The organism is Parabacteroides sp. ZJ-118, assembly GCF_011038785.1.
Taxonomy (GTDB): domain Bacteria; phylum Bacteroidota; class Bacteroidia; order Bacteroidales; family Tannerellaceae; genus Parabacteroides.
This window is the reverse complement of the sequence record NZ_JAAKDT010000009.1, coordinates 25276-37423: the sequence shown is the minus strand read 5'-3', so window position 1 is coordinate 37423 and position 12148 is coordinate 25276. Positions and strand designations below refer to the sequence as shown.

Genomic DNA, 12148 nt, shown 5'->3' with positions numbered 1-12148 from the left:
ATTTCAGTTTAGAATACAAATAGCAAATATAGCAAATGCTCCCATTAAATCTACCAAAATTCTCAGTCAAAGTTATGGAGAAAGCAGGAAAGCCTTCTATCTGGGATTCTGTACGCCGAAAGTTTGTCGCGTTAACGCCAGAGGAATGGGTACGACAACATTTCGTGAACTATTTGGTCACGGAAAAAAACTATCCCCAAGAACTTTTAGCGAATGAAGTGACGGTAAAACTAAACGGAACATCCAAACGATGCGATACGGTCGCATACGATCGGTTTCTTGCGCCTCTGATGATTGTTGAATATAAAGCCCCGCAGATCGAGATAACAAGCGCCGTATTCGACCAAATCGCACGTTACAACATGGTTCTACACGTAAAATACCTAACCGTAAGCAACGGCATCCGTCATTTTTGTTGCAAAATCGACTATGAAAAACGGACATACGCCTTCCTCAAAGATATACCGGAATACAATCTATTGGAGAAAACCGTTTAATTGCCAAAAATAAGTCCCCCTTATCATTCTATGCACCCGCACGGATCAGATAAGGGCTCACTCACCCCAACCAATGAATGGTTCTATCGATCAGTAATTTACAGTTCGCGGATAGGTCATCTCCTTCTACATACTTGACATTACCGGAAGTTTTAGAAGATAGTACCCCTGATACCTCTACCTCCCCATTTTCATGGCCGGCAAACTTAAATAGATTATATGTGCTTGATAGAAAGAGAAGAAAAAGAAACAGAAACGCCTTCGCGACACCTCCTGTTTTTTCTATATATTGAGTAGATTTCAAATCCATATCCCACGCATTAAAAGTTACATGGGTGCAAACGTAGCAATATTTGTCAAATAAACAAATATTTTAACAAGAAAATTTTATTTCGTGAAGAGATAATCCTCCGGTTTTGCGATTCGTAAGATATATTCCGGCGTATTAGAGAGTCTTTTCGCATACAAAGTGACAGAATCCCCCTCCTCTGGCATCGTAGAATTAGATTCTAACGACATCCGGTCAACACTATGCGCTTCCATTTCATCATCTTTATCGAAAAAGAATGAATATCCTAATAACACCGCAAAAAAAGATAAGATCAATGGCTTCATGTCTGACTTGTTTTTATGACTATATAAGCTTAGATGCTTATAAAACGATAAATGCTGCATATTATTTCACAATAACTACATTTTTAATGCACCGACATAACCGTACTTATTTCGTCAATGCAGTATATATTCCGCGAAGAGGAGCTTCAGCGCAAAAATAAAAAAGGCGAGGATCTTATAACCCCCGCCTTCTGTAGATATGGAAATCCTATTTTTATCCGCCGAAATCGTCGAAATGCAACATCTCACGAGGTACACCCAAGTTATCCAGCATGTTTTCCACAGCCTTTGACATCGGGCCCGGACCACACATGTAGTATTCGATATCTTCCGGAGCCTCGTGATCCTTCAAGTAAGTATCAAGGATTACCTGATGAACGAAACCGGCCGTATATTTAACACCCGCGGCATCAGCGGCAGGATCCGGACGGTCAAGCGCCAAGTGGAACGTGAAGTTCGGGAATTCTTTCTCGATTTCCAAGAAATCTTCCAAATAGAACACTTCGTTCAACGCACGAGCGCCATAGAAATATGACATCTTACGATCCGTTGTCTTCAACGTCTTCGTCATGTGCATGATTTGGGCACGCAACGGAGCCATACCGGCACCACCACCAATCCACATCATCTCTCTCTTAGAATCGAAAATTGGGTGGAAATCACCATAAGGACCACTCATCGTCACTTTATCACCCGGTTTCAATGTATAGATATATGAGGAAGCGATACCTGGCATCACATCCATGAAACCTACTTGTGGTTTCGGTTTAAACGGAGGCGTAGCGATACGCACGGTCAACATGATACGGTCACCCTCGGCAGGATAGTTGGCCATAGAATACGCACGGATAGACGGTGAGTCGTTCTTACACTTCAAACCGAATAAACCAAATTTCTCCCAAGCCGGCAGATACTCAGAACCGATCAAGCTCTTATCGATATCCTTGTTATAATCCATCGAGTATGCAGGGATCTTGATCTGGGCGTAAGAGCCCGGAATAAAGTTCATGTGCTCACCTTTAGGCAACGCAACGATAAACTCCTTGATAAAGGTAGCGACGTTCTTGTTGCTGATGACCTCGCACTCCCATTCCTTAACGCCAAATACCTCGTCCGGTACCTGAACGACCATATCCTCTTTCACCTTGCATTGGCAAGCCAAACGCCAATGATCTTTCACTTGTTTACGAGAGAAGAAACCTTTCTCGGTAGGTAGGATCTCGCCACCGCCATCAATAACTTGAGCACGGCACTGACCGCATTTACCACCACCACCACAAGCGGAAGACAAGAAGATGCCACCGCTCTGCAGCGCACCTAGCAGAGTTCCACCAATCGGGGTCTCTATATTTTTCTCTCCGTTAACCTTCAAGCTTACATTTCCTGAAGGTACCAATTTTGCTTTGGCGAACAAAAGCAAACCGACCAAGATCAGCGTGATCAATAAAAATACTACTGCACTGACACCGATCGTAAGTCCGCCAGACATTAATAAAATCATCTTTATATTTTGTTTAATGCGTTAATACTTAAATCTTCAGACCGGAGAAACACATGAATGCCATACCCATCAAACCTGTGATGATGAAGGTAATACCCAAACCTTTCAAAGCGTTGGGGACATTTGAATATGCCAGCTTCTCACGGATGGCCGCCATTCCTACGATGGCCAGCAACCAGCCGATACCAGATCCTAAACCATAAACAGTAGCGATACCTACATTAGCGAACGCTTTTTGTTGCATAAACAGAGAACCTCCCAAAATCGCACAGTTTACAGCGATCAGCGGCAAAAAGATACCAAGGGAAGCATACAAAGACGGGGAGAATTTCTCGACTACCATCTCGACCAACTGCACGAAAGAAGCGATAACGGCGATAAAGATAATAAACGCCAAGAAGCTAAGATTCACCTCGGCGTATTCCGGGCCTAACCAGCTTAACGCACCTTCTTTCAATACATAATTCTCAAGCATATAGTTAATCGGCAGTGTACAGAAAAGTACGAATGTCACTGCTATACCTAATCCTAAAGCGGTCTTCACGTTCTTTGAGACAGCCACGAAAGAGCACATACCCAAATAGTATGCGAAGATCATGTTGTCAACGAAGATCGAGCGGACGAATGTGCTTAATAATTGTTCCATTCTATTATTCGTTTAATCGTTAACATTAATTTTCTTGAAGTTCCTTGTTCTTAGCACGATGAACCCAAATAATAACGGCGATCACGATCAACGCCATCGGAGGCAAGATCATTAGACCATTGTTCACGTAACCCAGATCATAGAATGCCTGCGGAATCACTTGGAAACCCAATAAGGTGCCAGAACCCAGCAACTCACGGAAGAAACCTACGATAATAAGAATAATCGCATATCCCAAACCGTTACCTATACCATCCAAGAACGATTCCCACGGGCCGTTACCCAAGGCGAACGCTTCCAGACGTCCCATCAAGATACAGTTCGTAATGATCAAACCGACAAATACGGAAAGCTGTTTGTTTACGTCATAAGCAAAAGCTTTCAACACCTCACTAACGATTGTCACCAAAGCGGCAACCACCACTAATTGCACGATAATACGGATACGGTTCGGAATCGTATTACGCATCAATGAAATGATCACGTTAGCGAAAGCTACGACAGCCGTCACCGAGATACCCATCACGATGGCCGGCTCAAGTTTTGATGTTACAGCCAACGCAGAGCAAATACCTAGCATCTGAACGACAACCGGGTTGTTAGCGCTCATCGGGCCTAACAGAACTTCTTTATTCTTTTCAGATAATAATCCCATCTTCTACTTAATTTTGTGAGGTCAAATATTTAACATAACCGCTCAAGCTATCAAAAAGCATAGCGCTAACGCCTTGACTTGTAATCGTACCACCTGAGATACCATCCACGTAGTCTTGTCCGGCAACGCTCTTGCCCCGCTTAACTACAGCGACTGACTTGAATTCTCCACTCATGAAAATCTTCTTACCTTTGAACTTACTGCTGAACGCAGGCTTAGAGATCTCAGCTCCCAACCCCGGGGTTTCACCTTGGTGGCTGAAGTCTGCACCATAAATAGTATTCTTATCACTATCTACAGAGATGTAACCCCATAACGGGCCCCAAAGACCTGCTCCCTGCAAAGCCATGATATATTTCGGCTGGCCCTCTACATCTGCGACGAAAACCGGATATTGATGCTCAGCGGCGGCCTTGACTACATCCGTAGCGAAAGCGTCGCCTTCAACCTTCTCACCACTCTCGTTCACCAAGAAAGCATCCTTGATCAACTCGTTGTACTTAGCCTCAGCCTCAGAAGAAGAAACATTTACATTGATGGAACGCAGAATTTGTTGTCTCTTATCGTTATCCTCGTTCTGTTTCTGGGTACTTCTCAATGACTGTGAAGTAAACGCCAATACGACAGCTACCAGCACAACCATCACAGCCGCGTAAACAACCGTATAAACATTGCCATCCCGGTTCATGCCTTTCTTGGCAGTACCCTCCTCCTTGATTTCCTCAAACTCGGAAGCTGGAGCGGAACATACCGGGCAAGTGTCAGGAGCCTTATTCCCCTCGTGGACATAGCCACATACTTTACATTTATATTTAGCCATATTCCTTCTTACTTTATTTTATTACACGTTTCAATCTGCGAGAGATGTTAGCTTCCACAACATAATAATCGATCAGCGGAGCGAACACGTTCATCAACAGGATAGCGAGCATCATACCCTCTGGATAACCCGGGTTCAACGCACGAATGATAATGGCCATAGCACCTACAAGGAAACCATAGATGTATTTACCTGTCTCCGTACGAGCGGAAGTCACTGGGTCTGTAGCCATGAACACGGCACCAAAAGCGAAACCTCCTAAGAATAAGTGATCCAGCGGAGACACACACATGGCGACCGTAGTACCGATCATATTAAAGATCAATGACATGAAAGCGCCACCCACGAACACAGAAACCATCGTCTTCCAGCTTGCGATACCCGTAACCAACAAGATTACCGCACCGATCAAGATCGCCAGTACGGAAGTCTCACCAATGGAACCCGGGATCAAACCAAGAAATGCGTCCCAAGTAGAGATCGGATTGCCCAATACGTCAACGGCTTGGAAAGAACCGATCATCTCCTTGCCAGCGATAGCGACTTGTCCCAGCGGAGTAGCTCCGGAGAAGCCGTCGACCACTTGGCCAGCCCCGATACCAAACGTATCTGCCGTACGAACGAACACTTGATCACCTGACATTGCTGCCGGGTAAGCGAAGAATAAAAACGCACGCGTAACCAATGCCACATTAAATACATTATATCCCGTGCCACCAAATACCTCTTTCGCGAAAACAACCGCAAAAGCAGTGGCTACAGCGATCATCCATAACGGAGTATCGACCGGTACGATCATCGGAATCAAGATACCGGAAACCAAGAATCCTTCCTGAATCTCTTCCTTCTTCACTTGGGCAACAGCGAACTCAATGCCCAAACCTACCACATACGAAACAACAATCTTAGGCAATACCGCCAAGAATCCGAAAATAAAAGTCATCAAAAATCCCGGATCAGCCCCCACAGCTAAATTGTGCTGATAACCGACATTATACATACCAAAAAGCAAAGCAGGCAACAAAGCGATGATAACCACGGTCATGGTACGCTTTGAATCAATACAGTCATGAACATGCACGCCCGTTTTAGAGGTTTCGTTCGGAACAAATAAGAATGTCTCGAAACCGTCAAAAACAGAACGGAACATCGCCAGCTTTCCGCCTTCCTCAAAGTTAGGCTTAATCTTGTCGAGATAATTCCTTAACGCTTTCAATGTATTATAAGTTTTTTAGGTTATTAATTCATTTCCTTATACAACAGGTTCAATCCGTCGCGAACGATCTTTTGCAACTCGATCTTGGAAGTGTCCACGAACTCGCAAAGAGCGAAATCCTCAGGAGCCACCTCATAGATACCTAAGTTCTCCATCTTGTCGATATCGAACGCAATGATCGCTTTCAACAAATACTCCGGGTAGATATCCATCGGGAACACTTTGTCGTATTCATTAGACATGATCATGGCACGTTTACCACCTTTGATTCGGGCGTCAATCACATATTCCTTGCTAGTGCTTAACCAGCTAAAGTAACTATGGCTAGCGCTGAACTGATTGAAACGAGGCATAGCGAAACCTAAAAACTCATGCGTCTCATCGCCTTCCGGAATCACGGTGATCTGGTTATCATAAGCGCCTAGGTAACCATCCATATTTACCTTGGTACCTGTCAGAACATTACCGCTGATAACACGGATGTGCTCCTGTCCTAACACTTTACCGCTAACCAAACTCTTGATCGTACAACCTGAAATTGTCTTGACATAGCCTCTCTCAGTAGTCTCTGAACCGGTGATAACAACCATACGGCTGAAATCTGCGACACCCTTGTTGAACAAGCGTCCGATAACGATCACGTCCGCCGGATTAACCGTCCAAACGACCTCCCCCTTGTTAACGGGCTTGATATGATTGATCTGCACGCCAACGTTCGCTGCGGGATGCGGACCTTCTACTTCCACGATCTCCACACCTTTCATTCCGCTCACGACAGAACCGCTTCTTACACCCACATACACTTTTCCATTCGTTAATTTAGCCAAGGCGTTTAATCCAGTCTGGAAATCAGCCTCCTGACCTTTTACGATAAAGTCGAAGTTTGGAGCCAACGGAGCGGAGTAAAAAGCCGAAACGAAGATATCACGCGGCGTATCCAATGGAGCGGCAATGATATCGTAGGGGCGTTGCTTGATAAACGGCCACATACCAGCGTTCAGAAGTGCCTCTTTCACCTCTGCTCCCTGTAGGGATGCCACGTCCTTCTTGCCGAATTCCTCATACTCGATCCGCGCATCCGGCTTCACGACGATGCTTAGCACCTTACGCTTCTCTCCTCGGTTTACGGCAGTTACCTCGCCACTGACCGGCGAAACAAACTTGATCTCGGGGCGGTTCTTGTCAATCATCAGTACAGAACCGGCTTTGACTTTTTCTCCTACTTTCGCAACAACTTTGGGGAGAATACCGTTATAATAGTCGGGGACGATCGCGTAAGACTCGCTCTTGCCGCCGTTTAACAGTACATCCGAAGCTTTGCCCTTCAGATTAATGTCTAAACCCTTTTTAATCTTAATCACATTTGCCATGATACAACTAAAATTGTTTATATGTAATTTTCCTGCAAAAGTAAACATTTTTTCATGCTTTAGAGTAGGGAAAGGCAAATAAATAGAGAAATAATTCCATAATTTTGCGTTGTTAAAGAAAGTAATAAGAAAATGAAAGTCTTTAAAATCCTATTCCTGCTGCTCAGCACGGTTTTAGTACCGTTGAACGCTCAAGTGACTTACTTCACCAACGTTAGCGATAAGCAAATAAAGACCCTCCAAGTGAAGGTTGCCGGCGAGATGTTCTCCGATCCTTTCATCGAATTAGACGGTGAGAATCGTATCGAGGTTAATTTCGACGCTTTTAATCCGGATTTCGGGCGATACGCCTATAACCTGGTTCATTGCAACGCGGATTGGACGCAATCAAATCTTTCCCCGATCGAGTATATGAATGGTTTCCAAGGGAGCACGATCGAGGATTTCGCCAATGCGATGGGTACTACGGTACAATACACCAACTACCGGTTACTTTTCCCGAATGATGACGTCCAACCGAAAGTCTCGGGGAATTATGCCTTGCAGGTATATGACGAGAATGATCCCTCCCGGATCGTATTAACCGCTTGTTTCTCTATTTTCGAGCCGATGGTTAGTGTCGCCGCCACAGTCAGCGGAAATACGGATATCGATACCAATCAGTCACACCAACAAGTCAGCTTTGCGATCAATAACAAGAACTTCCCCATCACCTATCCCCAAACCGACTTGAAAATCTGGGTGTATCAGAATAACCGCAGGGATAATGCCGTAACAGGTCTTCAGCCTATGACTATATTAGAGAACCGGATCTCTTATACGAACAATCCGAACTTAATCTTTCCCGCGGGAAACGAATATCGCCGTATGGAATTTTTGAGCAACAAATACAATGGCATGCACGTAGAAAGTATCTCGTTCCATAACCCATATTACCATGTAGAGTTGATGACGGATTATCGGCGTGACCAATTATCGTATCAATACGATCAAGACCAAGACGGCCGTCTCTTCATCCGTTGCGGCAATTGTAACGACCCGGATACGGAAGCGGACTATTACATTGTTCACTTTACCCTCGCCATGGACTTAATTCCCGATGGAAACGTGTATTTGAATGGCGAGTTATGTAACAATGTGTTGGACGAAAAAAGTAAGATGGGCTATAATCCGGAGACGCGTCGATACGAGAAATCCGTCTTACTGAAACAAGGCAGTTACAACTACCAGTACCTCTTTGTCCCTAACGGACAAACCGTAGGACAAACCGGACCCATCGAGGGTGATTTCTTCCAGACAGAGAACGAATATAGCATTTACGTCTATTATTGCCCGATGGGAGCACGGTATGATCGTTTAATCGGTGTAACAAGTATCAGAAATGCAATGCCTGTGCTATAATTATTCGCGTAAAAGGCATACTTTTACGCATAAAATAATTGAGCATGAAAACGAGACGTATTGTTATCATTACCGTGTTGTTAATCGGAGGACTTCTCTCGATCGTTCAAGTCATACCCGAAAATCCACTGCTGATAGGCGAAAGGTTATTTCCGCACGGAGGATGGATACAGGTGATACTTGCCATGCTGTACGGTGGTTGGCTTTGCCATAAGATGCAAGATCGTCAAGAACGCCCTAAATGGAGAAAACGGGCGTGGTTGTTATTCTCGATCGTTTTCTTCGGGCAACTCGCCCTAGGGATTCTGGCCGATCCTATTTTCCTTATGACCGGGAAACTGCATATACCGATCCCCGCGGTAATCTTGGCCGGACCGCTTTATCGCCTCGAGGGATTATTCATGCCCATACTATTTGTCAGCACCCTATTGCTATCCGGTCCCGCTTGGTGTAGCCAGCTTTGTTACTTCGGGGCATTCGACGCATGGAATGCCCGGGGGAAATGGGAACGAAAAAGGTTCCCTTATCACAGGCAAATGCGATACAGCGTATTATTTCTGGTTATGCTGGGAGCCATCTTGCTACGAACATCCGGGGTGAGCGGCAGGATAGCTACCGCTTTTGGAATAGCTGTCGGAGTTATCGGGCTACTTGTCATGCTAATGTTTTCCAGAAAGAGACGGAAGATGGTACATTGCAGTAGTTATTGTCCGATCGGGACTTTGGTATCTTTCCTCAAGTACCTCTCTCCTTTCCGGCTACGGCTGACCACGGATTGTTGCCATTGCATGGCTTGTACAAACGCTTGCCGTTATGATGCCCTGCATAAGGAAGGGATCGAGAAGGGAAAGATCGGCTATACCTGTACCTATTGCGGCGATTGTCTTTCCGCTTGCAAGCACGGGGCGATAGAATATCATTTCCCGGGGTTGCGCCCGGCCGCTGCCGAGCGTCTATGGATCGTCGTAACGGTCGTATTACATACTTGTTTCTTGATGGTCGCACGGATCTGATTCGTTTATTTAATAGGTTCCACATGCAGAGCGATGTGCGTAGCCTGGCCGAACCTATCACGCAGATTCTGTTCGATCTCTTTCGTCAGGTCGTGGGCACGAGTCACGGTTATCTGCCCATCCACCCGTACATGCGCCTCGATAGCGAAGTTATTACCGATGCGGCGGGTACGTAGATTATGCGGGCTCTTTACCTCGGGAACCTCACTAATAATCGCCAAAATCTCATCCTCCACCTCCTTCGGTAAAGATTTCTCCAATAAGTCATTGATCGCCTGGATCACTAGTTGTAAGGCTACTTTTACGATAAACAAACTGACTATCACCGCTGCCAACGGATCTAGCACACGCCAATTATCTCCTAACAAAATCGCCCCTCCGATACCTAAAGCCGTACCGATCGAGGAAAAGGCATCCGAACGATGATGCCAGGCGTTAGCGATAACAACCTGGCTATTCTGTCTCCTTCCTACCCAAACCGTAATATGATACAGTAATTCCTTGACCACGATGGAAATAAGAGCGGCGACCAAAGCGATTATCCCCGGGCTTTCCAACGGAATATCCTTGAAATAAAAGCCATAAATCTTGTTCGCTCCCTCCCAAAAGAGGCCAAAACCTACAGAGAGCAAGACGATACCGACAATAGAAGTCGCCAAAGTCTCGTATTTACCATGCCCGTAATCATGGTTCTCGTCCTTCGGCTTGGAAGATATATTGACAAAAAGAAGTACGATTATATCCGTTACGAAATCAGATAACGAATGCACCGCATCAGCGATCATAGCGCTACTATGCCCCCAGATACCCGCCACGAACTTGAATACCAATAAAACAAAATTAGCGAATGACCCTAAAAGTGTCACTCGCATAATCTCTTTTTTCCTCGCCTTAACAGCTTTCTCCATCGAGTACGATTAACAAGATTTACCGGTCATGATGTCCAGCACCAGACGATCCGTCGCCTCCATCCCTTTAGAACCGATAGCGGTCAAGTTAGCGATCGATTTATCCACATCCTCATCGATAATACCCTCCACGGAAGTCACCACCTTATCCTCCATTGCCATCAAGGCGGAAAGCATCGCCGTAGATACGCCACTAGATACTTTCATCGCACAGCTCGGCTTAGCACCGTCACAAATCATCCCGGTAATATTACCGATCATATTCTTGATCGCATAAGAAATCTGCGTCTTATTTCCTCCCATCAGATAGGTGATAGCGCAGCTCGCTCCCGTAGCGGCAACCACACAACCGCAAAGGGCGGACAAACGTCCCAGACTTTGCTTGATGTAAATCACCATCAAATGGCTTAACATCAACGCACGGATCAGTTGCTCTTCCGAACATTGGATATCCTCGGCGAAAGAGAGAACCGGAAGCGTAGCGGCGATTCCTTGATTACCGCTTCCCGAATTACTCATCACCGGGATCATGGCGCCGTCCATGCGAGCGTCGCAAGCAGCGGAAGTCATGATCAACATATGCGTATAAGCGGAATCTCCCATGAACTTACGGCCGAAAACACCCGAGACCGTCTTACTTACCGTATGCCCGTAATTGCCTTTCATGGAAGCTTGGGCGGCTTTCTTATTCAACTCGGCTGTTTCTAAAATAAAACGAATCTCGTCCAATGGCATTTCCATGGCAAACGCATAGACTCTGGAGAAGGAAAGGCGTAAATCCTTATTCTCGCACACCTCCTCGGCGGAGGCGTTTGCCGTACGTAAATCAGTCAACACCTCCCCATTTTTCTCTACATATACTATATGAGTATGCTCCTTGCAAATAATCACCCTTGAACGATCGCCCCCCGCGGAACTTACGATCTCGATATAAAGTTTATCCACATTCTCTTTCAGGTCTATACCGATGCATTTCTTGCGGACCATTTCCTTACCCTCTTCCAATCCCTCCGGAGTCAGGTCTTTCAGCACCTCTAGCCCATAAGCGGACTTACCGATGATAGACCCCAAGGCGATAGCGATAGGTAATCCCACCATGCCAGTCCCCGGGATTCCCACACCCATCGCATTCTTCAAGATATTGGCGCTCAGATAAACCTCTATTTTCTCCGGCTTACGCCCCAACACTTCCGCTGCTTTGGCGGCCGCCAAAGCCACGGCGACAGGCTCCGTACATCCGATAGCAGGGATTACCTCCCTGTGAATCAAATCTATAATTTGAGCTTTTATGATAGTATCCATACCGATCGTTTTTATTTTAGAATTAGATAAGCATCGTTCTCATTCATTTTCCATGATATTAGCTTCCGCGCAAAATTAGGAATTTTATAGACACTACCAACGTTAGCGGTATTCTTTTTCTTTACTTACTACAACTTGGGTACGGAACGATATTTTTAGTACTTTTGTCACCTGCTTCGGGACCTAGAACGCCCGGACTATATT

At 45.5% G+C, this 12148-nt stretch carries 12 protein-coding genes; 3 read left to right on the top strand and 9 right to left on the bottom strand.

Annotated elements, in window-relative coordinates:
- The first annotated feature begins 35 nt into the window (after positions 1-35).
- Entirely contained in the window at positions 36-497 is a 462-nt protein-coding gene (locus G7Y39_RS04370; protein WP_165155440.1) for a type I restriction enzyme HsdR N-terminal domain-containing protein, read from the top strand.
- 387 nt (positions 498-884) lie between these two features.
- Here the strand turns inward: G7Y39_RS04370 and G7Y39_RS04360 are convergent, their stop codons facing one another.
- The 7 genes from G7Y39_RS04360 to G7Y39_RS04330 form a co-directional block, all read right to left on the bottom strand.
- A complete protein-coding gene (locus G7Y39_RS04360; RefSeq protein WP_241159960.1) occupies positions 885-1112 on the bottom strand; it encodes a hypothetical protein in 228 nt (75 codons plus the stop codon).
- Positions 1113-1326: 214 nt separating this feature from the next.
- Positions 1327-2601, bottom strand: a complete 1275-nt coding sequence (gene nqrF, locus G7Y39_RS04355) for an NADH:ubiquinone reductase (Na(+)-transporting) subunit F (protein ID WP_370520356.1) — start codon at positions 2599-2601, stop codon at positions 1327-1329.
- Between the two features lie 40 nt (positions 2602-2641).
- On the bottom strand, positions 2642-3259 hold the full coding sequence (gene nqrE, locus G7Y39_RS04350; protein WP_165155432.1) for an NADH:ubiquinone reductase (Na(+)-transporting) subunit E: 618 nt from the start codon (positions 3257-3259) through the stop codon (positions 2642-2644).
- 25 nt (positions 3260-3284) lie between these two features.
- Positions 3285-3914 (bottom strand): NADH:ubiquinone reductase (Na(+)-transporting) subunit D, encoded by a 630-nt coding sequence (locus G7Y39_RS04345; RefSeq protein WP_165155430.1) that lies wholly within the window; start codon positions 3912-3914, stop codon positions 3285-3287.
- A 7-nt stretch (positions 3915-3921) separates the two neighbouring features.
- Entirely contained in the window at positions 3922-4734 is an 813-nt protein-coding gene (gene nqrC, locus G7Y39_RS04340) for an NADH:ubiquinone reductase (Na(+)-transporting) subunit C (RefSeq protein ID WP_165155428.1), read from the bottom strand.
- 13 nt (positions 4735-4747) lie between these two features.
- Positions 4748-5950, bottom strand: a complete 1203-nt coding sequence (locus G7Y39_RS04335) for an NADH:ubiquinone reductase (Na(+)-transporting) subunit B (RefSeq protein ID WP_165155425.1) — start codon at positions 5948-5950, stop codon at positions 4748-4750.
- 23 nt (positions 5951-5973) lie between these two features.
- On the bottom strand, positions 5974-7320 hold the full coding sequence (locus G7Y39_RS04330; protein ID WP_165155421.1) for a Na(+)-translocating NADH-quinone reductase subunit A: 1347 nt from the start codon (positions 7318-7320) through the stop codon (positions 5974-5976).
- A 132-nt stretch (positions 7321-7452) separates the two neighbouring features.
- Here G7Y39_RS04330 and G7Y39_RS04325 point away from each other — a divergent pair, with 132 nt between their 5' ends.
- Complete coding sequence (locus G7Y39_RS04325) at positions 7453-8721, top strand: DUF5103 domain-containing protein (protein WP_165155418.1); 1269 nt, start codon at positions 7453-7455, stop codon at positions 8719-8721.
- 44 nt (positions 8722-8765) lie between these two features.
- The gene (locus G7Y39_RS04320; RefSeq protein WP_165155415.1) at positions 8766-9734 is read left to right on the top strand and encodes a 4Fe-4S binding protein; all 969 of its coding nucleotides are present in this window, start codon (positions 8766-8768) and stop codon (positions 9732-9734) included.
- 5 nt (positions 9735-9739) lie between these two features.
- Here the strand turns inward: G7Y39_RS04320 and G7Y39_RS04315 are convergent, their stop codons facing one another.
- The gene (locus G7Y39_RS04315; RefSeq protein WP_165155412.1) at positions 9740-10642 is read right to left on the bottom strand and encodes a cation diffusion facilitator family transporter; all 903 of its coding nucleotides are present in this window, start codon (positions 10640-10642) and stop codon (positions 9740-9742) included.
- 9 nt (positions 10643-10651) lie between these two features.
- Positions 10652-11944: a serine dehydratase subunit alpha family protein gene (locus G7Y39_RS04310; protein WP_165155409.1), complete on the bottom strand. Its 1293-nt coding sequence runs from the start codon at positions 11942-11944 to the stop codon at positions 10652-10654.
- Positions 11945-12148: the final 204 nt, after the last annotated feature.